27 protein-coding genes, 1 tRNA gene and 1 other annotated feature are annotated in these 23,693 nt (G+C 42.2%); of the genes, 11 read left to right on the top strand and 17 right to left on the bottom strand.

What is annotated here, in order from left to right:
• Positions 1-33 precede the first annotated feature (33 nt).
• From larB to argH, 3 genes are all read left to right on the top strand, one after another.
• Positions 34-822 carry a nickel pincer cofactor biosynthesis protein LarB gene (gene larB, locus V7K73_RS02470; protein ID WP_334876793.1) on the top strand — a complete coding sequence of 263 codons (789 nt, stop codon included), beginning with the start codon at positions 34-36 and terminating at the stop codon, positions 820-822.
• Positions 823-929: 107 nt separating this feature from the next.
• Positions 930-1,139: a hypothetical protein gene (locus tag V7K73_RS02465; protein WP_334876791.1), complete on the top strand. Its 210-nt coding sequence runs from the start codon at positions 930-932 to the stop codon at positions 1,137-1,139.
• Positions 1,140-1,230: 91 nt separating this feature from the next.
• Positions 1,231-2,616: an argininosuccinate lyase gene (argH, locus tag V7K73_RS02460; RefSeq protein WP_334876789.1), complete on the top strand. Its 1,386-nt coding sequence runs from the start codon at positions 1,231-1,233 to the stop codon at positions 2,614-2,616.
• A 291-nt stretch (positions 2,617-2,907) separates the two neighbouring features.
• On the opposite strand, the gene V7K73_RS02455 is transcribed toward argH, so the two are convergent.
• On the bottom strand, positions 2,908-3,072 hold the full coding sequence (locus tag V7K73_RS02455) for a hypothetical protein (protein WP_167407613.1): 165 nt from the start codon (positions 3,070-3,072) through the stop codon (positions 2,908-2,910).
• 252 nt (positions 3,073-3,324) lie between these two features.
• Between V7K73_RS02455 and V7K73_RS02450 the strand changes: the two genes are divergently transcribed.
• The 3 genes from V7K73_RS02450 (at position 3,325) to V7K73_RS02440 (ending at position 5,533) form a co-directional block, all read left to right on the top strand.
• Complete coding sequence (locus tag V7K73_RS02450) at positions 3,325-3,507, top strand: hypothetical protein (RefSeq protein ID WP_334876787.1); 183 nt, start codon at positions 3,325-3,327, stop codon at positions 3,505-3,507.
• A gap of 307 nt (positions 3,508-3,814) precedes the next feature.
• Positions 3,815-4,309, top strand: coding sequence for an NUDIX hydrolase (locus tag V7K73_RS02445; RefSeq protein ID WP_334876785.1), 495 nt, complete (start codon positions 3,815-3,817; stop codon positions 4,307-4,309).
• A 411-nt stretch (positions 4,310-4,720) separates the two neighbouring features.
• Positions 4,721-5,533 (top strand): alpha/beta fold hydrolase, encoded by an 813-nt coding sequence (locus tag V7K73_RS02440; RefSeq protein ID WP_334876783.1) that lies wholly within the window; start codon positions 4,721-4,723, stop codon positions 5,531-5,533.
• Between the two features lie 21 nt (positions 5,534-5,554).
• Here the strand turns inward: V7K73_RS02440 and V7K73_RS02435 are convergent, their stop codons facing one another.
• From V7K73_RS02435 to V7K73_RS02425, 3 genes are all read right to left on the bottom strand, one after another.
• Complete coding sequence (locus V7K73_RS02435; protein WP_442936723.1) at positions 5,555-5,863, bottom strand: type II toxin-antitoxin system VapC family toxin; 309 nt, start codon at positions 5,861-5,863, stop codon at positions 5,555-5,557.
• Positions 5,864-5,943: 80 nt separating this feature from the next.
• Positions 5,944-6,225 carry a hypothetical protein gene (locus tag V7K73_RS02430; protein ID WP_334876781.1) on the bottom strand — a complete coding sequence of 94 codons (282 nt, stop codon included), beginning with the start codon at positions 6,223-6,225 and terminating at the stop codon, positions 5,944-5,946.
• A 158-nt stretch (positions 6,226-6,383) separates the two neighbouring features.
• A complete protein-coding gene (locus V7K73_RS02425; protein ID WP_334876779.1) occupies positions 6,384-7,310 on the bottom strand; it encodes a pantothenate kinase in 927 nt (308 codons plus the stop codon).
• 135 nt (positions 7,311-7,445) lie between these two features.
• Here V7K73_RS02425 and V7K73_RS02420 point away from each other — a divergent pair, with 135 nt between their 5' ends.
• The 4 genes from V7K73_RS02420 to V7K73_RS02405 all read left to right on the top strand — a co-directional run bounded on the left by V7K73_RS02420 (position 7,446) and on the right by V7K73_RS02405 (position 11,663).
• Positions 7,446-9,170, top strand: coding sequence for a diflavin flavoprotein (locus tag V7K73_RS02420; RefSeq protein ID WP_334876777.1), 1,725 nt, complete (start codon positions 7,446-7,448; stop codon positions 9,168-9,170).
• Positions 9,171-9,323: 153 nt separating this feature from the next.
• A complete protein-coding gene (locus V7K73_RS02415) occupies positions 9,324-11,063 on the top strand; it encodes a diflavin flavoprotein (protein ID WP_334876775.1) in 1,740 nt (579 codons plus the stop codon).
• Between the two features lie 277 nt (positions 11,064-11,340).
• The gene (locus tag V7K73_RS02410; RefSeq protein WP_334876773.1) at positions 11,341-11,568 is read left to right on the top strand and encodes a hypothetical protein; all 228 of its coding nucleotides are present in this window, start codon (positions 11,341-11,343) and stop codon (positions 11,566-11,568) included.
• Entirely contained in the window at positions 11,568-11,663 is a 96-nt protein-coding gene (locus tag V7K73_RS02405; protein ID WP_334876771.1) for a PIN domain-containing protein, read from the top strand. The genes V7K73_RS02410 and V7K73_RS02405 overlap by 1 nt, the downstream gene beginning before the upstream one ends.
• Before the next feature lie 104 nt (positions 11,664-11,767).
• Here the strand turns inward: V7K73_RS02405 and V7K73_RS02400 are convergent, their stop codons facing one another.
• From V7K73_RS02400 to rplS, 10 genes are all read right to left on the bottom strand, one after another.
• The gene (locus tag V7K73_RS02400) at positions 11,768-12,097 is read right to left on the bottom strand and encodes an RNA recognition motif domain-containing protein (protein WP_229551713.1); all 330 of its coding nucleotides are present in this window, start codon (positions 12,095-12,097) and stop codon (positions 11,768-11,770) included.
• Positions 12,098-12,342: 245 nt separating this feature from the next.
• Positions 12,343-12,882, bottom strand: coding sequence for a phycobiliprotein lyase (locus tag V7K73_RS02395; RefSeq protein ID WP_334876766.1), 540 nt, complete (start codon positions 12,880-12,882; stop codon positions 12,343-12,345).
• Between the two features lie 701 nt (positions 12,883-13,583).
• A complete protein-coding gene (gene rplL, locus V7K73_RS02390) occupies positions 13,584-13,976 on the bottom strand; it encodes a 50S ribosomal protein L7/L12 (RefSeq protein ID WP_334876764.1) in 393 nt (130 codons plus the stop codon).
• Between the two features lie 79 nt (positions 13,977-14,055).
• Positions 14,056-14,670 (bottom strand): 50S ribosomal protein L10, encoded by a 615-nt coding sequence (gene rplJ, locus V7K73_RS02385; RefSeq protein ID WP_334876762.1) that lies wholly within the window; start codon positions 14,668-14,670, stop codon positions 14,056-14,058.
• A 63-nt stretch (positions 14,671-14,733) separates the two neighbouring features.
• Positions 14,734-14,902: a sequence feature (ribosomal protein L10 leader region), on the bottom strand.
• A gap of 92 nt (positions 14,903-14,994) precedes the next feature.
• Positions 14,995-15,708, bottom strand: coding sequence for a 50S ribosomal protein L1 (gene rplA / locus V7K73_RS02380; RefSeq protein ID WP_334876761.1), 714 nt, complete (start codon positions 15,706-15,708; stop codon positions 14,995-14,997).
• A 146-nt stretch (positions 15,709-15,854) separates the two neighbouring features.
• Complete coding sequence (rplK, locus tag V7K73_RS02375) at positions 15,855-16,280, bottom strand: 50S ribosomal protein L11 (protein WP_100898684.1); 426 nt, start codon at positions 16,278-16,280, stop codon at positions 15,855-15,857.
• Positions 16,281-16,286: 6 nt separating this feature from the next.
• Positions 16,287-16,928 (bottom strand): transcription termination/antitermination protein NusG, encoded by a 642-nt coding sequence (nusG, locus tag V7K73_RS02370; RefSeq protein WP_229492147.1) that lies wholly within the window; start codon positions 16,926-16,928, stop codon positions 16,287-16,289.
• On the bottom strand, positions 16,928-17,149 hold the full coding sequence (secE, locus tag V7K73_RS02365) for a preprotein translocase subunit SecE (protein WP_334876759.1): 222 nt from the start codon (positions 17,147-17,149) through the stop codon (positions 16,928-16,930). Before secE ends, nusG begins: the two co-directional genes overlap by 1 nt.
• A 338-nt stretch (positions 17,150-17,487) precedes the next feature.
• A tRNA-Trp gene (locus V7K73_RS02360) sits at positions 17,488-17,560 on the bottom strand.
• 146 nt (positions 17,561-17,706) lie between these two features.
• Positions 17,707-18,069, bottom strand: coding sequence for a 50S ribosomal protein L19 (gene rplS, locus V7K73_RS02355; RefSeq protein WP_094348921.1), 363 nt, complete (start codon positions 18,067-18,069; stop codon positions 17,707-17,709).
• A 154-nt stretch (positions 18,070-18,223) separates the two neighbouring features.
• Here rplS and V7K73_RS02350 point away from each other — a divergent pair, with 154 nt between their 5' ends.
• Complete coding sequence (locus V7K73_RS02350; protein ID WP_334876757.1) at positions 18,224-19,168, top strand: glycosyltransferase family 2 protein; 945 nt, start codon at positions 18,224-18,226, stop codon at positions 19,166-19,168.
• Positions 19,169-19,575: 407 nt separating this feature from the next.
• Here V7K73_RS02350 and V7K73_RS02345 read toward each other — a convergent pair whose 3' ends face one another.
• The 3 genes from V7K73_RS02345 to V7K73_RS02335 all read right to left on the bottom strand — a co-directional run bounded on the left by V7K73_RS02345 (position 19,576) and on the right by V7K73_RS02335 (position 23,023).
• Complete coding sequence (locus V7K73_RS02345) at positions 19,576-19,980, bottom strand: hypothetical protein (RefSeq protein WP_334876755.1); 405 nt, start codon at positions 19,978-19,980, stop codon at positions 19,576-19,578.
• Between the two features lie 57 nt (positions 19,981-20,037).
• A complete protein-coding gene (locus V7K73_RS02340; RefSeq protein ID WP_334876753.1) occupies positions 20,038-21,627 on the bottom strand; it encodes a hypothetical protein in 1,590 nt (529 codons plus the stop codon).
• A 199-nt stretch (positions 21,628-21,826) separates the two neighbouring features.
• Positions 21,827-23,023, bottom strand: coding sequence for a DUF4347 domain-containing protein (locus V7K73_RS02335; protein ID WP_334876751.1), 1,197 nt, complete (start codon positions 23,021-23,023; stop codon positions 21,827-21,829).
• Positions 23,024-23,693: the final 670 nt, after the last annotated feature.

The raw sequence follows: 23,693 nt of genomic DNA, 5'->3' as shown, positions 1-23,693 counted from the left end.
TGGGAACATTTATAAAATCAAAACAACAGACTAGTGTCTCAAAATGAAACTCTGCGATCGCTACTCGTTGCCGTTGCCAATGGTAAAGTTACCCCAGATACGGCATTCGACTCACTCAAAGACTTAACTTATGAATCTGTGGGTGAGTTTGCCAAAATCGACCACCATCGTCAGCTAAGAACTGGTTTCCCGGAAGTGATTTGGGGTCCGGGTAAAACTCCCGATCAAATTGCTCAAATTATCGAGGTGATGCGCCTCCGCAACCCGGTGGTAATGGCAACCCGCATTGAACCAGCAGTTTATACCGCACTGGAATCAAAAGTTAGCGGTTTACGATATTACGAATCGGCGCGAATTTGTGCGATCGCTCCCCCTACCATCGAACCACAATTTGCCGGTGAAATTGGCATTCTTTCTGCTGGTACTGCCGATTTACCCGTTGCTGAAGAAGCTGCTGTCACTGCTGAACTTTCTGGTTTTCGCGTCCAGCGCCTCTGGGATGTTGGCGTTGCGGGAATTCACCGCTTATTAAGTAACCGCCACCTGATTGAGTCAGCATCGGTGTTGATTGTCGTTGCGGGGATGGAAGGCGCTTTACCCAGCGTTGTTGCTGGTTTAGCGAGTTGTCCTGTGATTGCCGTACCCACCAGCATCGGTTATGGCGCAAGTTTTGGCGGATTAGCACCTTTATTGACAATGCTTAACTCTTGTGCTGCGGGAGTAGGCGTAGTAAATATCGATAATGGTTTTGGTGCAGCAGTTTTAGCGGGGCAAATTTTGCGGACTGCCGAGAAATTGCGGTTGGCATCTGCTACATCTTGAGTTAAGACATTAAAGTTACACCCAAGATTTCAGTAAATATCAGGAATTTATCTAAAAAATAAATGTGATGCTGAATTTTGCCAGCCCCAACCTCTTAATCACCAAATATGAGCCATTACAGCGATTTGATATCTCAGTTATATTGGCATTTGCCCGTAAATTTGACAGCACTACTAGCACAAACAGTTAGCGATCCAGACTTGATGGGTCAGGTTGAAAAATCTTGGCGTCACTTTATACAAACAGGTCAAGTGTGGGCATTGTTGATTGGTTTAGTCATTGGCTATATGATTCGGAATCTAACTAGCTACGGTTAAAGAAATTTTAGATTTTGGATTTTAGATTTTAGATTAATCCAAAATCCAAAATCTAAAATCCAAAATTGATGCCCCTCCCTTCATAATATTTATGACCAAAGAAGAAACTTGGAGCCAGAGGTTTGAATCAGCGTTGCATCCAGCGATCGCTCGTTTTAATGCCAGTATAGGTTTTGATATTGAATTAATCGAATATGACCTGACTGGTTCTCAAGCCCATGTCAAAATGCTCGCTCACACGGGCATCATCTCCCCAGAAGAAGGAGAGCAACTGGTTGCAGGTTTAGAACAAATTCGCCAAGAGTACCGCCAGGGTAAATTTCAGCCTGGTGTTGATGCTGAAGACGTACATTTTGCAGTGGAACGGCGACTGACCCAAATTGTCGGCGATGTGGGTAAAAAGGTGCATACGGCGCGATCGCGTAATGACCAAGTTGGTACAGATACTAGACTCTACCTCCGCGACCAAATCCAAGAAATTAAAAAGGAATTGCGAGAATTTCAAGGGGTTTTACTGGATATAGCCGAAAAGAACGTTGAAACCCTGATTCCTGGCTATACCCACCTCCAACGCGCCCAACCCCTGAGTTTAGCTCACCACCTCTTGGCATACTTTCAAATGGCGCAACGCGACTGGGAACGCTTAGGAGATGTTTCTCGCCGCGTCAATATATCACCTTTGGGGTGCGGTGCTTTAGCGGGAACTACTTTCCCCATTGACCGCCACTACACAGCCAAACTCTTGAATTTTGACGATATTTATGCTAATAGCCTCGATGGAGTGAGCGATCGCGATTTTGCGATCGAATTCTTGTGTGCTGCTAGCTTGATTATGGTTCACCTCAGCCGCCTTGCAGAAGAAGTCATTCTTTGGTCAACTGAAGAATTTGGCTTTGTCATCCTCAAAGATAGCTGTGCCACAGGTTCCAGTATCATGCCCCAAAAGAAAAACCCTGATGTACCAGAATTAGTGCGGGGGAAAACGGGGCGTGTATTCGGTCATCTCCAGGCGATGTTAGTGATTATGAAAGGGTTACCTTTGGCGTATAACAAAGACCTGCAAGAAGATAAAGAAGGTCTATTTGATAGCGTCAATACAATCAAAGCCTCTCTGGAAGCAATGACGATTTTGCTCAGGGAAGGCTTAGAATTTCGTACCCAACGATTAGCAGAAGCTGTGGCGGAAGATTTTTCTAACGCTACCGATGTCGCAGATTATCTGGCAGCACGGGGCGTTCCTTTCCGGGAAGCTTACAATCTCGTGGGTAAGGTGGTAAAAACTAGTATTGCCGCAGGTAAACTTCTGAAAGATTTGAAATTGGAAGAGTGGCAACAAATACATCCGGCATTTGCAGCAGATATTTATGAGGCGATATCCCCCCGTCAAGTTGTGGCAGCCCGCAACAGTTACGGTGGTACTGGCTTTGTACAAGTCAGCAAAGCACTCATCGCTGCCCGCGCTCAAATGGCTCAATAGAGGGAGTTAGGAGTTAGGAGTTAGGAGTTAGGAGTTAGGAGTTAGGAGTTAGGAGTTAGGAGTTAGGAGTTAGGAGTTTGGAGTTTGGAGTTTGGAGTTTGGAGTTTGGAGTTGGGAGTTTGGAGTTAGGAGTTTGGAGTAGGAGTAGGAGTTTCGAGTAGTTTCTTTCCCAATCCCCAATACTTCGACTTCGCTCAGTACAACTACCCAATGCCCAAAAATAAATAAGGGCGTACTTTTGTACGCCCTAAAAGATAAATAATCTAAATAACAAGGATTTAAGCAGACAACTTATTCAGTGTCTGCTGCTGCTGCTCCTTCTTCTTCTTCACTCTTTGGTGGTCTTTGTTGGAACCTTCTCTGCATTCTTCCTGTAGTAGTCCGTTTACGAAACTTTCTGGCATACGCCTGGTTCCGTAGCGCCTTTTCTTTTTTCGGGTTACGGCGCTTGGCCATGTTCACCTCATTAAATAAACAACAAAAAAGTAGCAACTAGGCATCACGTAGGCAATAGCAGTTACCAATGTTATTGATATACTTGTAGCCTAGTGCAGCAATAAATACGCTTTAAACAGTGTACTAGTCTATCGCATTCAACCTTGCTCTGTCAATAACAATTTAGAATTATTCCCACCAGCTAGACGAAAAGCCCAGAATACAATTATGCGTGAATGCGTGAATTCCGCTTTGCGGTACTAGTTGTTGTTCTTGGAACAAACTAATCAATATTATCAAGAATTAGGTAACAGTCTTAAACCCCGCTTAATTATCTCTTCTAATAAATTTGGGATTCAAACTTATCTAGGACTTACGCATCAAGTCCGAAATGTAGGGGCAATTCATGAATTGCCCCTACGAGAAATCAAGGCTTTCAGTGCCTTGAAAGCGTAAGTCCTATTATGATTCAGATTATTTTTTTTAATGTGTGCTGAAAAAATATTACTGATAGCTGGGTTAAGCAAGGTTAATGTTAGTTATAAACTGAAAAAGTTTCTGATTAAACAAACCTTATGTATATATGAATACAGTGCTTCTCTTGAACGTTGATGTTAGAATCAATAATATTCTACGTAAATCGTGAGAATAAAATCTCAAACCGCAAACATTTTTGTATAAACAATAACTCAATAAAAATTTAATTAGTTGAGTTTATGTAAGTGGTAGAGAAGTATAGAATACAATACAAAAATTTTGAAGATTGAACGTTATTGCTTTTTTTCCGGCAGCTGTCCAGTCCACACGTAGCTTATGGCGTATTGGACAAACAGTATTGGGTATTATATTTCGTCATCCCATTACTGGTACTAGTATCATCCCAATTTTACCCGATGGTCGCATAGTACTGATCAGGCGGCGTGATGATGGTCTTTGGGCATTGCCTGGAGGCATAGTGGATTGGGGAGAAGATATTCCTAACACAGTCCGCCGGGAATTGCTTGAGGAAACCGGCCTAGAATTGGTGAAAATTAATCGTTTGGTAGGAGTTTACTCCGCACCAGACCGCGATCCCAGAATCCATTCAATTTGTGTTGTGGTTGAAGCGGAGGTACATGGGACAATGGAGATTCTAGATACTTTGGAAGTCATGGAAATCCAAGCTTTCTCTCCCAATTTGCTACCTTCAGGACAAATGGCTCACGACCATACTCGGCAGTTGCAAGACTACTTGAATGGCTTGACAACATTGGCATAACAATATTTAGTCATTTGTTATTTGTTATTTGTTATTTGTTATTTGTCATTTGCCGCCAAAGTATATGATCTAAGGAAGCTTCTCTACGAGATAAATTCGCGTTCGGCTCACACTTGTGTGTTTGTAATTTGTCAAAAACTAATTACTAATGACTAATGACCAATGACCAATGACCAATTAGGGCTATTTAATTCTATACATAAACCGCCCAGAACTAAAGTTCTAGGCTCATAGATAAAGTCCGTTAAAACGGACTATAAACTTTTCTCAGTAATCTTTAGATTACTTTTGCTATAAGAGAGGTGAATTCATTCTGAGGCGGACTACATGAGAGTGAAATAGCCCTAATGACTAATGACCAATGACCAATGACTATTTATTATGGTGCTAAAAGTTAACTACTAAATTAAAATGAATATACTTTTCCGTAACTCGCGGATAAAGCTCTCTCAAGGGCTGATATTCTGGCGTGAAGTCGGTGAAAAAACTCCTATAATTTTTTTACATGGTGCTTGGAATGAGAGCAGCCAATGGTTATCTGTGATGGAGTCCCTTGCACAAGATTTCCATTGCTTTGCACTTGATTTGTTGGGATTTGGTGAATCAGAAAATCCGAATATCCACCATTCGATAGATTTACAAGTAGAGTGTTTAGCTGAGTTTTTACAAGCTGTCAAGCTAGAAAAAGTCTATTTAGTAGGGCATTCTCTTGGGGGTTGGATTGGTGCTAGTTATGCTTTAAAGTATCCAGAGAAAGTTGATGGTTTGGTACTGCTTGCACCAGAGGGTGTAGAGATAGGAGGACAAGCAGAGTATTGTCAGAAGATGCGGCGATTATTGAATTATCCACCACTAATAGTTAAATTGTGGCGATCGCTAACTCCATTCACTAAAATTGGGGGTGGGTATGAAAAAATTGCCCAGGATTTACAATTACTTCAAGAATTGTTGCGTTACCCCATAGCTTGTCAGTTACTCTTCAAACGGCGACAAGCAGAAATTGAGGCGGAATTAGTGCAAAAGCGGCTTTATATGATAGATGTGCCGGTTTTGATTTTACAAGGTGGCCAAGATTCACCAGCTGCTTTAGCTAAAAGTCGGGTTTATGCTCAACTGATGCCGAAAGTCGAGTTAAAAATGATTCCCCATGCCGGAAATGACTTACCAAAATCTTGTGCTGGGGTTGTGGCGATCGAGATTGGAGATTTTATTCAAGGTATTTAAAAAAGCCATAATTTTAACGAATTAAACTAGCTCATTCAGGGTTTGTTGCCAATCCACTACACATATTCCTTCGCTCTCAAACCGTGATATGTGCTTCAATTTTGTTGTTACAATTATGACCTGATCAAAACTCTTCAATTGAAGAATTGCCTGAGCAGCAAGAATTACATCACCATCCAAACTTTCATTGCTTGCTGTAGGTTTCCCCTGGTTTCGTAACCATGCCCATAATTCGGCTGCTTTTCGCATTGTTTCGGGAGTCAGTGGTATGAGACAAATTTGGCTAAGTTTGTTGAGGCGGTCTATACTTTTTTGTTCTCCTTGTCTCAACTCACATCTTGCACCTAGCCCTGGCGATTAGAAATCGCGGCTATACAAAGGAAGTCCACCTCCGTGGACAAGCGAGAAAATCAAAGGTTTTTAACCCACGGAGTTGGTTTTAGCCTGTGTAGCCGAGCCAGTGCGTTGGGCGGGCAATGCCGACTTGAAGCAACTGGCGTGCGACTTCCAGTCGCCTGGTGCAAGATATAAGTCAATAGTTCACGCCGAAGTTCATAATCGGCTATTTCTGGCACACGTATAACAGTTTCAGTTTTCTGTAAAGATTTCAACCACTGTTGGACTTTTGGGTTTACTTTTGGATGCGTTACTTGACTCAAAGGATGAGTGTCTAGCAATATGGCTCTACCCATCTAAGTTTTTATACTAATAAGTGATTTTGGTTCAAAGCTGTCTCAATCTGTGGGTATGTTTGCTCATCGTCTCCAGATTCATCAGCCATCCATTCGTCAACCAGTTCTATTACCTTTTCTAAGGAGTCATCCCCTTTTGCTTCCGATTTAGAAATTAGTTAATTGGGTAAGGCAACTTCCCCATCACCCATTACTATTTCCCGCATTCCCCAAAATATCAAATTTGGTTCCACAATTAAAGGTGCTGTAATTTCAGGATATAAGGCTTGTAGATAATTTAGTAATAAAGTGCGATCGCCCCCTTTAATCGCAATCTTACCATTAGAAAATAATTGCAACCACGCTTCAATAAAATCTTTAATTCCAGCTAAAACAGTGTAAATAACTCCACTTTGAATAGCTTCTGTAGTATTCAGAGCAAAACGTGGTGGTAACGCAAAATTTTGCATTTCTACTAATGGTAATTGTCCTGTTTTTTGACCGAGAGTTGCAAATTGCAAACCTAATCCCGGCAAAATTGCACCTCCAACTAGACACTGATTAGCATCCGCAGCCGTAAAAGTTAGCGCTGTCCCAGCATCAATTACCAACATTGGAAAACCCCACGTTTTCCCCGCACCCCACAAAGCTAAAGCCCGGTCAATTCCTAATGTGGGATAAACGCCTGTTAGTGGTAATTGCTCTAATGTAATAACACGAGTATTTGGGTAAGTTTGCCAAATAGCAGTTTGCGTGGGAACTACAGAGGCGAGAATCAGGGGAGGCGGAAAATTCAAAGTCTCTCTCCTTTTAGGAGAGAGATTTAGAGAGAGGTTTTCCAGATACTGTGAAAAGTCAGCAGATGAGGGGGATAAGGGAAATAAAGAACTATTTTCTTCCCCTGCTCCCCTAATTTTCTGATGGGGTGGAAAAATTACTAGTAATAAATCATCTAAAGTTTGACATTTAGCTAACTGTTGTATGACAGACTCAGCTAGATGGTCAGTATCCCAAGCTGAGTAAAGCGTCTCGCCAATAAACAACGCCCAATGTAGCCGAGAGTTCCCAATTTCCAAAGCTAGCCAAATTTCCCCGATCTCCCTCATCTCCCTAATCCCTCTGCGGTTTCACACTTTTAACTTTTTTAAGTCAGTCATAAATTTTTTAATAAAAATTAACATTCATCCCGTGTAACAATAAACGTAGAGGAACAAATACTCATTGTGTTAAGGAGGGGAGTTATGGTAGCGCTCACCGAAAAAACTGAAAAACGGCTCACCATACAGCAGGTGGAAATCGCTCAAGAGACTACGGCTATTCGCTCTTTGGATTGGGATCGCGATCGCTTCGATATTGAGTTTGGTCTACAAAACGGCACCACCTATAACTCGTTTCTCATCCGTGGGGAGCAGACAGCCTTAGTTGATACCTCTCACGAAAAGTTTCGTCAACTATACTTGGATACACTCACCGGACTAATCAAGCCAACAGATATTGATTATTTGATTATCAGCCACACCGAGCCAGACCATAGCGGTTTAGTTAAAGATTTGCTGCAAATGGCTCCAGAAATAACGGTTGTCGGTTCTAAAGTGGCGATTCAGTTTCTGGAAGATTTCGTACATCAGCCATTTAAACGGCGGATTGTGAAAAATGGCGATCGCTTAGATTTGGGCAATGGTCATGAATTTGAATTCGTGATTGCTCCAAATTTACACTGGCCGGATACAATTTTCAGCTTCGACCACAAAACCAAAATTCTCTATACTTGCGACGCCTTTGGGTTGCATTATTGCTCAGATAGCACCTTTGATGAAGACTTGGCGGCTATCGAAGAAGACTTTCATTACTACTACGATTGCTTGATGGGACCGAATGCCCGTTCAGTTTTATCTGCCCTAAAACGCATGGCGGAATTGAAAACCATCGGTATGATTGCCACAGGACACGGCCCATTATTATCTCACAATGTTGAGGAACTAGTTGGACGTTACCGCACTTGGAGCCAAACGCAAGCCAAGCCAGAAACAGTGATTGGGATATTTTACGTTTCCGAATATGGATATAGCGATCGCCTCGCACAAGCAATTGCCAACGGTATCGGTAAAACTGGTGTCGCCGTGGAAATTGTCGATTTGGGATCGGAAGTAGATTTACAATATCTGCGGGAATTAGTTAGCCGTTGTGCTGGGCTAATCGTTGGTCTACCTCCGGCTTCTGGCGCTGCGAGCATCCAATCTGCACTCAGCACAATTTTAGGATCTGCCAAAGAAAAGCAAGCTATTGGTGTATTTGAAAGTGGCGGTGGCGATGATGAGCCGATAGATCCTTTGCTGAGTAAATTCCGCAATTTGGGTTTGACAACAGTTTTTCCAGCGATTCGGATTAAACAAACGCCTACAGAAAATACCTACAAGCTGTGTGAAGAAGCGGGTACTGATTTAGCTCAATGGGTAACACGCGATCGCAGCATCAAAGCCATGAAATCTCTTAGTGCTGACTTAGATAAAGCATTAGGTAGACTTAGCGGCGGATTATATATTATTACTGCTAAAAAAGGCAATGTATCCAGTGCGATGTTAGCCTCCTGGGTTGCTCAAGCCAGCTTCAAGCCCTTGGGATTTTCCATTGCAGTAGCTAAAGATCGGGCGATAGAATCACTCATGCAAGTAGGCGATCGCTTTGTTCTCAACATCTTAGAAGAAGGTAACTTCCAACCACTAATGAAGCACTTTTTGAAACGATTCGCCCCAGGTGCCGATCGCTTTGAAGGAGTCAGAACCCAGCCAGCCGAAAACGGTGCCCCCATCCTCAACGACGCCCTCGCCTACATGGAGTGCGAAGTTGTCAGTAGAATGGATTGCGGCGACCACTGGGCAGTATACAGCACAGTCTACGCCGGACGAGTTTCTAAGCCAGAAGCTTTAACTGCTGTGCATCACCGCAAAGTTGGTAATCATTATTAATTTTGGATTTTGGATTTTGGAATTTAGATTAATAATCCAAAATCCATAACCACTCAAAAAAGCATTTGTGTAGTATAGCCGTGCCTACTTAATATCCAGAATTTGGATCTTTAATTAACAATCCAAAATCTAAAATCTAAAATTGTTTCCGCCATGTCACAAAATAAATCCCGCGATGTTCAAGTTTATCCAATAGCTACAGATACAAGAATACTGCGATCGCGCAGTTGGTCTAGGCTCAGATTTGAAATTGAATATGCTCTTGCTAAGGGTACAACTGCTAATTCTTATTTAATTGAAAGCGAAAAAACTGCCATTATTGACCCTCCAGGGGAAACGTTTACGGAAATTTATTTAAAAGCGTTGCAGCAGCGTTTCCATCTCGAAGACTTAGATTATATAATTTTGGGACACGTCAACCCCAACCGCGCTGCAACTTTAAAAGCTTTGTTGAAAATTGCCCCGCAAATCACTTTTGTTTGTTCAAATCCCGGAGCGATAAATTTACGTGGGGCGCTGGAAAATCCAGATTTGCAAATTCTTGTGATGCGGGGTGAAGAAACCCTAGATTTAGGCAACGGGCATAATTTACAATTTATTCCCACCCCCAATCCCCGCTATGCAGATCAACTTTGCACCTACGATCCGCAAACAGAAATTCTGTACTCAGATAAGTTATTTGGGGCGCATGTTTGCGGAGATCAGGTATTTGATGAAGGCTGGGAAATATATAACGAAGATCGGCGCTATTATTTTGATTGCCTCATGGCTCCCCACGCTCGTCAAGTTGAAACAGCGCTGGAGAAATTAGCTGATTTTCCTGTGAGAATGTATGCCACTGGACACGGGCCTTTGGTACGCTATGGCTTAATCGACCTGACTAAAGCTTATCGCCAATGGAGTCAACAGCAAACATCTGCGGACTTGACAGTGGCATTGATTTATGCATCAGCTTATGGGAATACGGCAACATTAGCCCAAGCGATCGCTCGTGGGATTACCAAAGCTGGTGTTGCTGTAGAATCGATTAACTGCGAATTTACTGAACCAGAAGAAATCCGGGCAACTGTGGAAAAAGCCAGTGGTTTCATCATCGGTTCTCCAACTCTCGGCGGTCATGCACCCACACCCGTGCAAACAGCTTTAGGAATTGTACTATCTACCGCTACTAACAATAAACTCGCTGGTGTTTTTGGTTCCTTTGGCTGGAGTGGGGAAGCAGTTGATTTAATTGAGGGTAAATTGAAAGATGCTGGCTATCGGTTTGGTTTTGACACCATCCGCGTAAAATTCAAACCCGACGATGCCACCTTACAATTGTGTGAAGAAGCTGGAACCGACTTTGCCCAAGCCTTGAAGAAAGCCAAAAAAGTCCGATCTGCGCTTCGCAGCAGCGCTTCGCTATCGCCAAGTCAACCTGCTACTAATGTAGAACAAGCAGTTGGTCGCATTGTCGGTTCTCTTTGTATTCTCACAGCAAAAGAAGGCGATCGCTCCAGTGCCATGTTAGCCTCTTGGGTATCTCAAGCTAGCTTTAGTCCCCCTGGTTTAACCATAGCTGTAGCTAAAGACCGCGCAGTAGAAACACTGACGCATACAGGCAATAAATTTGTCCTGAATATTCTTAAAGAAGGCAATCACTTGGGATTGATGAAGCATTTCCTCAAACCCTTCGGCCCAGGACAAGACCGATTTGCTGATGTCGCCGCAGAAGTTGCTGAAAACGGTTCTCCCATACTTACAAATGCCCTAGCATATCTTGAATGTTCCGTACAAAACCGGATGGAATCTGGCGACCATTGGCTGGTTTATGCCACTGTCGAAAATGGCAAATTGTTAGATAATGATGGCGTTACAGCCGTGCATCATCGCAAATCGGCAACTCATTATTAAGAGACTGACAAATAAAAAAATACCCAAAAAACTCTCTCCTCCTTATTCCTCTGTGTTCTCTGTGTCTCTGTGGTTCGTTTATTTGAGTAATTTATTTTCTGTCAGTCCCTAATTGCGAATAGGGCATAAGTAAGCGGCGGTCTTCTATGAGGCGATCGCATGATGCTGCTTGGATAAAATTGTCACGATATTGAAAAGCACAAACGGCTAAAATTTCAGATAGAGGTATTTTCTAGTTATTCTGAGAACTCAATGCTGTCTGTTAGAAATTATTGCCATGACGTTACGTGAACTTGAAGATCAAGCACTGAGATTATCTGCTGAGGATCGTTGGCAGTTAATTAATACATTGATGCGATCGCTCCAACCAAAACTTCAGCCAACGTCAAAGCCGAAGGGTTTAGCTGCAAGTTTAATCGGCATTGCGAAGACTGACACCCTGTCACCTACAGATGAAGAAGTGAAAGCCATGCTAGATGAGCGGTTGGTGCAAAAGTACCTGTAATGCGAGTTTTATTTGATACGAATGTTCTGCTGGATGCTTTGCTAGCGCGTGAACCTTTTGTGGCGGATGCTGCTTTTTTGCTAGAGGCGGTATAACAAACAACTGTCCTAAAGATAGTTCAAGTTTTGCATAAAAAAGGCTCAAGCATTCCTGCCTGAGCCTTTTCTAGATTCAACTAAATGACTTTTGCCTACTTAGTTTAGTAGCGACCACGGTTGTAGCCGCCGCCACCACCGCCACCGCCACGATTACCACCACCACCGAAGGAACCACCTCCACCTCGGTCTTCTCTGGGCTTGGCCTTATTCACTTTAAGGTCACGACCCAACCATTCAGCACCATCAAGCGCTTCAATGGCTTTTGTTTCTTCATCTTCTGAACTCATTTCCACGAAAGCAAAGCCGCGTAAACGGCCTGTTTCACGATCAGTCGGTAGCTGAACACGCTTTACAGCACCATATTCTGCAAATACAGCACTCAGCGCATCTTGTGTAACTTCATAGGAGAGGTTACCAACGTAAATTGACATTAAATGTCTCCAAAATCATAAGTTTGTAGAGATTTAGATTTCGGAGAGAAGTCTGTAATACCAAAAGGGAAAAGCCTGTCAATACTAAAAACAAACACTGTCGCCGAATTAATTCTCATTTCACTTCCCATGATGACATAGCAACTAACTTTCTGGGGGAAATTTTCAAAATTGTTATAAAAAGTTATATAGCAGTCAGCTTTGATTTTTGAAATTATTTGCGTAAACAGGGAGTAGGGAAGAAGCTAATCTATTCTATTTTCTAAATATTGCCCAATCATCAACTGCTCACCAGCACGAGAGATGATAGTCTGTCTGGTGCGGTATTTGCAGCCAATTAGCTTTAACTCTTCCTCAAACACTGAACCGTTGTATTCAGTTCGCAAACAGAGTGTTTTTGGGTTGGAGAAATAATACTGGGCGGTGACTGGCTTGGATATGGCAAAACCGCGATCGCGGTACAAAATGTTTCCCTTAACCCCAAATATTGTTGAACCTTGCGATTCTTTCTTTGTATTTAGCACATTTGTACTTTCCCATACAACTGCTGCACCACAGATGAAACTACCTACATCAGACAACTCGTGCATCTGAGCTAGCTTTTGCAATTGATCACAGCCCTGCTCTAAAAAATCGATCGTAACTATACTTTCGATCTCCTTAGTTTCTCCCTGCGGTAGGGTGTAGTAGCGTCGTTGCGATCGCCACTTCCCTGCTGATTCCTGGAAAAATTCAAAAATCTGGGATTCATCAGTAGTTTGTACGATTTTGAGCAATGATGTCACGCCTTACCTTCCTCGCCTAATGCAAATATATTTCTGGCAAAAAACTTCATTCTTGCTGTTGTTGCTATAGTACTTATCGCCCTGTTCTTGCCATATTACGCAAAGGGGGTAAGAAAAATAGTGTTTTCCAATACATTATAAACCTAAAAAAGCAATAAATATTTAATATTCTTAATAAAGTCAATAAAAGTTTTGTGACGAACGCACAAAGCGTCTCTAAGAGTTGAGTGCTGTTGTGGGGACGGTTTCCGACTCGCATTACTTCGGGGGATTTAGCTGAGGCATCAAAACTTTCTTTTCTGCCTGTAGAGACTCTTGACTTAAACCTCCAAAGTTCGTTAAACGCAGTTAAACCACGTCTATCTTGAAACCTATAGTTCTTCCATGATGAAAAGGATTTGCCCTCATCCCCCAACCCCGAATCCCAAAATTGGGATTCGGGGAGAGAATTTCAAAGTCCCTCTCCCAGATTTGGGAGAGGGATTTAGGGAGAGGGTGCAAAACTATGGTTCTCAACTTAGATAAGGTTTAACTGATGATAAAACCTATATAGAAACAGACTTTCAACCCACTCCCAAGTATTGAGTCCCCTGCTATATCAGGATTTTCGTGAATTGGTACGAGAACCGCAATAATTGACAATGAAAAAAAAAGGAGCCTAAATCAGGCTCCTTAATCACAAACTGGTAATAGAATTGTGACTACTTAACAGTCACCTTACCGCCAGCTTCTTCGATGCGCTTCTTAGCATCTTCAGCAGCATCCTTAGCAAGACCTTCTTTAACTGCCTTGGGCGCAGCTTCCACCAAGTCTTTCGCTTCTTTCAGACCCAAACCGGTTAATTCCCGGACAATCTTCAGCACGGCAATCTTCTTATCAGCTGGGACTGATTCGAGAATTACTTCAAACTCGGTTTGCTCAACAACTTCCTCAGCTGGAGCAGCACCACCAGCGCCAGGCATCATCATCATGCCGCCAACGGGTGCAGCAGCACTTACGCCAAAAGCTTCTTCAATTTGCTTGACTAACTCAGAAGCTTCCAGCAAAGAAAGGGTTTTTAGTTGGTCTAAAATTTGGTCGGTTGCAGCAGACATTGATATAACTCCTGTAATTTTGATTATTTATTAGTCATTAGTCATTAGCTTTTAACATTTGACTGATGAACCATGAAGTCTATTCAGCAGCAGTTTCTGTGCTGCTATCAGCAACAGTTTCGGTTTCGGGACTGCTATCAGCAACAGCAGCAGTTTCGGTGCTACCACCACTTTGCTCTTGTTCAGACACAGCCTGCAAAGCACGAGCCAGTGAACCAGGAACTTCGTTGATACCCACAGCAATCTTAGTAGCCAAGGCGTTGATAGCCCCAGCAATTTGGGCGATGAGTTGTTCCTTAGATGGCAAGTCTCCGAGTACCTTGACATCAGGTTCTTTGAGTAGGCGACCTTCTAGTACACCACCACGAAGTTCTGTCTTCTTACTGACTTTTTGGAATTCTTGGTATGCCTTAATTGCCGATGAAAAATCTTCTTTTACCAGCAAAAAGGCGGAAGAACCATTGAGCAATTCCGACATAGGCTGCCATTTTTCATCATCTTTAATGGCAATGCCCATTAAAGTGTTCTTGGTCACCTTACAAACGGTGCCACTAGGACGCAGCCGCCGCCGTAAATCTGTGATTTCAGAAACTGTTAGCCCCTGATAGTCAATTACCAGTGCCAGAGTTGACTGACTCAAAGTTTCTTTGAGGTCAGCTACTATCTCTTTTTTATTTTCTAGTGTTCTACCCATTGCAATCTCACCTCCTTAAAATAATCGGTGAAGTACCCTACTTGTACGTTTCTTTTAAACCTGAACTCAAACAACAAACCCCAGCTAACTTAGCCGGGGTTGAGTATTAAAACTCTTAACGCCATAGTTATCACACCTTTATGGGTGGTAATTCTGACTATTAAAGTTTTAACCTCGGCAGGATATTTAAGCTATTAGCACCTGCTGTCTCCGGCTTTGCCTATTTAATTTAAAGTTAGGAGCGAGGAGTCAGGAGTTAAAAATAAAACTCATAACTCATAACTCTTAATTCCTAACTCCTAACTCCTAACTCCTAACTCTTAGTTAACCTGCTTCGCTCAGTTTCAAATCTCGTAGGGCGGTGACATCAATTTTAATCGATGGCCCCATTGTGGCTGACACATAAAATGTGCGCCAATAACGACCTTTAGCTCCTGAAGGACGGTTACGGTCAATCGTCTCTTGTAATGCCTTCAGGTTGACTAACAAATCTTCAGGCGAGAATGTTGCCTTACCAAACATAACATGAACAATACCAGTTCGGTCAGCTCGGAATTCTAATTTACCAGCTTTGAATTCTGCGATCGCACTTCCTAAATCAAATGTTACAGTTCCACCTTTGGGCGATGGCATTAAACCACGCGGCCCAAGCAACTTACCCAGTTTTGCCACCTGTGGCATCACATCGGGTGTAGCTATCAGCTTGTCAAAATCCATTCTACCTTTTTGGATTTCGTCAATCAGTTCTTCTGATCCGACTATATCAGCACCAGCGTTGCTTGCTTCGTTTACTTTTTCGCCTCTGGCAATCACCGCCACCCGGACAATTTGTCCTGTACCTTTGGGCAGTGCTACCGTTGTCCGCAACTGTTGGTCTGTATACTTAGGGTCAATTCCCAGCCGGATATGCGCTTCCGCAGCTTCGATAAATTTAGCTGTTGCTGTGTCTTTGAGAAGGGCTAAAGCCTCTAAAGGTTCATAGTCCTTATCTTCTACTTTTGCTTGCAGTCCTTGCAAACGACGCGATATTTTTGCCATTTTGTTCTCCTGGGGTAATTCCGAAGCCTCGCCTCTCCCCCGATACAATTATTGGATTTTAGATTTTGCAGTAGCAAGTTAGGAGTAAAGAATGAGGAGTTATTAATTTAAAACTCATAACTCATAACTCATAACTCATAACTTTTTTAGTCTGTGATTGTTACACCCATATTTTTAGCCGTTCCTGCCACAATCTTCATTGCCGCGTCTATGTCGTTGGCATTAAGGTCGGGGAGTTTGGTTTGGGCTATTTCTTGCAATTGGGCTTTGCTAATTGACCCAACCTTCTTTTTGTTGGGTTCATTCGAGCCTTTTTCAACTTTCGCCGCTTTCCGAATCAGCACTGATGCTGGTGGCGTTTTGAGGACAAATGTAAAACTCCGGTCTTCAAATACCGAGATTTCTACAGGTATCACCATTCCAGCTTGGTCTGCTGTTTTGGCGTTGTACTCTTTGCAGAACATCATGATGTTAACGCCATGTTGACCCAAGGCGGGACCAACTGGCGGTGCTGGGTTGGCTTTTCCAGCATTCAGGGCCAGTTTAATGACCGCCACTACTTTCTTCGCCATTTGTATTTAACTCTGTTTCTCTACCTGATTAAATTCCAATTCTACTGGTGTATCCCTGCCGAAAATTGAGAGCAAGGCTTTAAGTTTACTCCGTTCTGGAGAAACTTCAATTACCTCACCTTCAAAATCTTTAAATGGGCCAGAAAGCACCATTATCTTATCACCAGTAGCCATGTCAATTTTGAGAACCGGCTCTTGTTCGCTGGTTTGTTTGAATATGCGTTCGACTTCTGAAGAACTCAGTGGTATGGGGTTCACATGACCGCGACCTTTACTGCTACCACGTTTTTGTTCTGCACCGACAAAATTAATTACATGAGAGGTGTTTCGTACCACCTGCCAGGTATCATCATCCATCATCATCCGCACCAGCACATAGCCAGGAAAAACTTTTTCTTCTGTATGCTGGCGACTGCCATCTTTGCGGATTTTTACCGCGGGCGTTTGCGGAATTTCTACCTGAACAATTTTGTCGGCTACATCAAAAGTTTGAATGCGTTGCTCTAAGTTAGTCTTTACACGCTTTTCACAGCCTGAGGCTACTTGCACTGCATACCAGCGTGCTTCTTTTGACGCTGCTTCTGCTGTTTCTCCTGTTTCCTCTGACTGCAACGTGGAGTTGCGAGGTTCGTCTGTTGCAAAAGTCATCAGAACACCTGTTTTGCTGCCCAACGAAACAATCCATCGACCAAGTATATCAAAGATGCGGAGAGTGCAACCATTAACAACACAGCTGCGGATTCGCTCACTATCTGTTTCCGACTGGGCCAAACTACTTTTTCAAGTTCTTCTTTGGTTCCCTGTATGAAGTTGTTAAAGCTAAACCCATTTGTGGTTTCTGGCAATTCTGCTTCACTTTTTTTCGCCACGACCCTTAATTCTCCCGTTTTTCACTCAATTTTGGATTTTGGATTTTGGATTTTAGATTTACCCCATGCTTTAAGGCAAAGGCACTCAATTTCAGATTTTGGCTTGTCCATTTGATTTTTTGTTAGGGACTTCTCCCAATCTGAGAAGACCACGGTGCTTAACCAAAATTTAAAATCTAAAATCTAAAATTTGCTCATCCAGGTTTGCAGTTTCGACTCTATTTCACTTACTGAAAGCAAAACAACTACAAATACAATAAGTTTACCCGAAATTATTATCGCTAACTGCTAATATAGCAGTTGCGTAATTATTTCGGGCTTTGTTTTTTGCTCTTGAGCGCGCCCTGGAGGACTTGAACCCCCGACATCAGGTTTTGGAGACCTGCGTTCTACCAACTGAACTAAGAGCGCACAAGCTGTTTTTGATTCAGTTATTGCGCTGAGCTAAATTTCAGTTTAACGCAACACCCGATTTTTATCATACCTCAATTTCGTCCTTTAAAACAAGTTAGCGGCAGATGCCGCTTAAGATTTCTCTCATACTATTGAAGGACGAATCACAAAGGGCGGTCAAACCGTTGCTTGATCCGGGTTGCCTTACCTACGCGATCGCGGAGATAATACAGTTTAGCACGGCGTACCTTACCACGACGTAATACTTTTATGCTGTCAATTCGGGGAGAATGCAACAGAAACACCCGCTCAACGCCCACACCTTGAAAAACCTTACGGACTGTAATAGTCTCGTTGATGCCACCGTTGCGCTTGGCAATCACTACTCCCTCGTAGGGTTGTACGCGGTATTTTTCGCCTTCTTTGATTTTTACTCCGACTTTTACGGTGTCGCCCACATAAATGTCGGGCAGATTTGATTTTATTTGTTCCGCTTCAATTGAGCGGATAATCTCTTGAGCATTCATAGTCTTTGGTGTCTGCTTAAAAAAATCTCACGATCATCAATGATAAATCGATAATCCTATTTCAGTCTAGTTGTTAGGATTGATAATTTTACTGATACAACAGCCTAAACTTCAAAGCTATATTGCAGAATGCTGTTACACAGGGGTGAAATTTATGAAATTTAGCGTCGTCATCAGTACCTATAATCGCTTGAATTTGCTACAAAGAGCAATTGATTCGGCTCGTAACCAAACCATTGAGTGTGAGGTGGTTGTTGCCGATGACTGTTCTTCTGACGATACCCAAACCTATATTACAAGTTTAGGGGACAAGGTTGTTTACCATCGTAACGAAGTTAACCTTGGCCATGCAGCAACGGTAAATGCTGGAGTTGCCAAAGCTAGCGGCGACTGGATTAAATTTTTAGATGATGACGACTATTTAGCACCTAACTGCATAGAAGAGATGATTAAGGCGATCGCACTTCGTCCTGATGCTGTAATCTGCTCTTGTGTGGCGGCTCAGGTGGATGGTAATGAAGTTGAACTTAGTCGCACTCCTCAAGTTGGCCCCGGTTTAGCTTTTTATATCCCACAAGCCGATATTCACTACGGTATGCTTTTAGAGCTTGTACCATTTGGTACGCCTGTACAAGTAGCTTGTCGGCGTGATGCTTTCGTAAAAACTGGTGGTTGGGATTCTACACTCGATGCTAACTGTGATGATATCGATTCCTGGATTCGGATTGCCCAGTTTGGCGATGCTATTTTCCTTAATCAGTGTCTGGCTTACCGTACCGTCTGGACTGGTGCTTATAATCAAAAGTTTTCTTTGTCTCGACGGTTAGCTACAAATATTTTGATGAAGGAAAAAATTTATGCTTTGGTGGATGAGCAACATCGCTCAAAAATTCCTCATTTTCAGGATATAAAAAATTACCTAAAACTCCATTGGATTTTAGTAGCACTGAAGCAAAAAAATCTCAAGAGTTTTCTTTCAATGATAGATGCGTCTATAATTTATCCTCAGTCTTGGAAGTTTTTGCTAACTGCTGCCTCATCACGCCGCGCTCAGGGAAACAATTCTCAAGTTCGCAAACTTGTGTTAATTGAGTCGTAACTTAAAAAGTTACGATGGTTTTTGCTGTTAAAAACTTAGCATTTAACAAAAGTGAATAAGTAGCTAATTTCGGAAATTGGTGACGAATTAAGAGTTGAAATTGAAATCTAACGAGAAATCTGAGCAGCAGCTTTTACTGCTCAGATTTTAGTGAGGGCGCAGAGTCTATTTTCGTCCAACTTATGCAATTTAGTAGTGGCATGTGCATTCCCGCCATACTGTGCTAAATCTGAGCGCTAGACGGGGGAGCATCCCAATTTTGGCTTAAATCTTTTCCCTCACCCCCAGCCCCTCTCCCAAAAATGGGAGAGGGGAGAGATAATTGTAGTTTCCCAAATCCCAAATGATGGGATTCGGGGTTAGGGGATGAGGGCTATCAAGGTTTTTCCACCTGACGGGATGCTCCCCTAGACGATGACGTTACTACCGACTACCAGATTTGTCGCGGTGAAATTATCCAACGTTGCGAAGGTGCTAAAATCAGAATAACTAGGAGAATAAGAAATAAGGACTTCAACTAGTGTAGAAGTACCCGATTGCACAAATTTTAGGTTGCCATCAGCGATGGGATTGCTGCTACTGTAGCCCTGACTCTTAAACAGGTCAGTGAAAACTAACTTATCCTGGCTCGGATCAAAGTCAGTGATTGGATTAGTGGAATAACTCAAGGTTTGGTAGATGAACTGGTCATTAGCGCTACCGCCAGTCAGCGTATCACTTAATTCTCTCCAATTCTTGTGTTGATGTACAGCACCCATTTTTTCGCTAAGGGTAGCCGCGAATAAATGGGTCTTTTCACCCTCTTTTTGCAAAATTGGGATGCTCCCGAAGGCTAGCGCAGATCGACGAATTGTAGCCTTTCTCTTAATTTATCCGTAACCTATTGCATAAATATCTTCACCTTTGGAATAAGTTATTGCATTTCCATTAGTATCTGTAAGAACGAGCATATTATTATTACTTTGTAAAGAGGCTGAATAAGAAATAGGTGTATTATTGCTGACATTAGATTTTTGCGTTGTGGCAAGAAGAGGCAAACCATAACGATCACTCATTCCAAGATGATAATTGGTAACTTCAATAGTTTGAGGGTCAAGTTGTATTGTAGATCCATTTACAGTAAAGTTACCTCTTGTAACGGTATCTGAGCTTATTAAATACGAATCAATGCCAACTCCATGAACTATTTGTGCCATTATATATGAACCATCAGAGAGAAAATCAATTTGCTCGTCTCCTGTTTGAGCAGCACTAACACCAATACCATTACCCCAAAAAGTATTTAGTAGTTGTGTCTGTAGTGTTCCAACAGGCGTGTTGGTAGGTTGTGATTGGTTATTTGGTGTTGTCGCATTAAGATAAAATTCGTAATCAGTATTCCCAGCTTGGGGTTGAATGCCTATGTAGTAAGTCCCTGGACTCAATGAAATGCTTTGACCTACATTGCCTACAACACTATTATCGGGATTGTACACTGCGCTATTTCTAGAATTTACAACCTGACCATTACTATCAAGTATTTGCTCACCTACGCTTCTAGAAAAGCCATAGTCAGATATCGTAACCGTACTAGCTTGATTTAAACTAAACTGATAGTAGTCAACAGGATCGGATGAGCCGACATGTTCCAATACTTGAGTATAATTTGACCCGATTGTAAGTTCGGGAGCAGTACTTAATGTGTTTCCGGCGTATTCACTAGCAGCTTGTCGTCCTTCATATAGTCCGTATTCTTGAAAGTGTTCGACTAAATTGATGCCTTTCAAAGAAGCCAAATCGGGATTATTTGCTTTATAGAAACCAGCATCAAAATAGGGTGAAGATTTACGCCCTTCATTTATCCCATAAATTTCAAAGTGCTGCAACAACTGGCTGTTGTTCAAATTAGCTAAGTCTTGGTTGTTAGCGCGATAGTAGTTAAAGTCAAAATAGGGTGAAAACTCACGCCCTTCGTTTATTCCATTGATTTCCAAATGGTTCAACAGTTGAGAGTTATTTAGGTTTGCCAGATCAGAGTTAAGCGACTTATATTGCCCTAAACTGAAAAGTGGATCAAAACCACGTCCCTCAGAAATACCGTTGTTTTCCAGATGATTAAATAATTGCTCGTTGTTAAAGCTTGCAAGATCACTGTTGTTAGCACGATAGTAGTTCAGGTCAACAAGTGGAGAGAAGGTGCGTCCTTCAGCTACACCATAATTTTCTAGATGATTTAACAGTTGGCTGTTGTTGAAGTCTGCCAGGTCAGAATTGCTAGACCGATAAAAACTTAAATTAATCAGTGGTGAGAATGAACGGCCTTCATTTAAACCATAAGCCTCGAAGTGTGATAAAGCTTGAGCATCATTTAAACCAGCTAAGTCAGCATTGGCACCACGATAGAAATTGGCATCAAATACACTTGATATACTTAGGGACACACACCCTCCAGAATTGATTTTATACGATTCGCCTGTCAACTAAATATACTACTCCCGGTTCGCCCATTTTAAATTGAGTTAGAAAAAAGCTGAACGTTTTAATAGGCGTTTCAGCCCATAATACAAATGTACTTTCGTCCCGACTTTGCGCGTTCGGATAAAAATAGAGTTTTTAGAGCAGGGTGTTAGTTCAAGGTAAATTTAGGGGAATGCTTAAAACCATTACTACACCTAGATTTTATATTTTTCGGCAATTTCTCGAACTCCAAAAAAAATGAGCGAACCGGGAGTTATAAATGCCACCGCCATCCTGTAACGCTGTATTGCCATAAACACTGCTGTTATTTAGGCTGAGACTACCACCATTAGAGATACCGCCTTGCGTATTGCCAAAGACGCTGGTGTTAGCAAGACTGAGGATACCGCTGTTAGAGATGCCACTTCCTGCTGTATTACCAGACACACTGCTGTTAGCTAGGTTGAGAATGGAATTTCTATCAACTTTAATAGCGCCGCTAGCTATCGCCACTCCATTAATACTGACACCTGTCGCTAGTCCCGATATCTCGAATACTGTAGAGGCATTCTTTCCACTCACATTCAGATTAGATGTGCCAGTCCCTAAGATGCTGACATCATCAGTAATTGTCAATGGATCAGAGGTGAGGGTGATGGTGTCTGGTGTGGTATCTGTGAATATTCCCCCAAAGGCGATCGCATCATCCCCAGCAGTAGCATTGGCTAAGTCAATTGCCTCCCGCAGTGTTGTGATGCAGTTGTTCGCATTACCATCATCTGTGTCTACAGTATCATTCACCGTAAACGTCGTCAGTACTTCTGCGTAGGCTTTCCGCGTCGTTTCTGCAAATGCTAGAGTCACTTCCATTTGGGCAGTGCGTACTTCCAGTTCCCAGTTTCCGCCTAATGCTGCACTGCCTATCAACTGACCAGAAGCGGCAATATTTGCTCCTGTAAGTTGGTGCAATTTGGCAATAAATTCTGCCCCCACATCACCAAAAGCTACATTGCAACCATAGATGAGCAAGTTAGCTATAGATGTTGTAGTGGATGTTAATGGGTTATCGGTTTTGGACGAGGTGGAAAATATCTTCTGCCATTGTTGGAGTTGCTGGCTATGATATTCAAGGGTATCGAGTCCCAAGTAAGCATTTCCCAGTTGTAAGTTACCGGGGGTACCGTGGCAAACAATATGAATGCTTTTAAGATTTTGGTCTGCGCGAGTTGCCAAAATTTCTGTAATTTGCTCAACACCGTTCTTTGTCGAGTCAATAACGAATACTTTGGTGTGAGAGATAACACCGTTAACTAAACTTTGATAGTCTTCAACTGCCGCATCAATGAAGACCAAACTATGGGTATATGAGGTGGGAATTACAGAATTTAATTGGAAGTGTGGAGTATGTAAAGTTGCCATTTTGTTACTTCAAACTAAGATGATGAGTTCGATTAAAACTGACTAAAGCTTTGCCATTCCTGGGTTTTCACACACTTGTTAATAGTAAGAATGAATTAAGTAAGTAAGTAAGTAGACGTAATTAAACATAAGAAAAAACCTCACCCTCAATCCCTCTCCGATATTTTGGAGAGGGAAGCTGGAGGCAGGGTGAGGTTTTATATTTAATTTGACCCACTTACTTATTTTTATTATTAATTTCCTTTTGTTATCATCAGGCAAATTACTATTTTTGTAAAGCCAGAAGAGTATTTCTGACTTTTGACGGCATCTGGAAAACCTCACTTCTATTTCTCTCTTCCTTTAAGGAGAGATACTTTGAATCTTCCCCCTTAGAGCGTCGGGAAGGGAGTTAGGTTTTTCGTGGTCTTTTCCATATAACGTGAAAAGCTAGAAGAGCATTTCAGCAGAGCAAAGAAGGCTATAACGGCTGAAATAGCAGATTTAGTTTTGATAATTTTGAAGTTTTACCCCGATTTATCCAGCTGTTAATGAATAAGTCTTTAAGCTAAGTAATTAGTTATAAGCGCTTTTAAGTAGGTAGGTGGGAAAATTCATAACTATGTCATTGCGAGTGTAACTAAGTAAAACGAAGCAATCGCAAAAGTTACATTTTTTTACATTTCATTAC

The sequence above is a fragment of the Nostoc sp. genome, from assembly GCF_036916975.1.
Classification (GTDB): Bacteria; Cyanobacteriota; Cyanobacteriia; order Cyanobacteriales; family Nostocaceae; genus Nostoc.
This window is presented reverse-complemented; position numbering and strand designations above follow the sequence as displayed.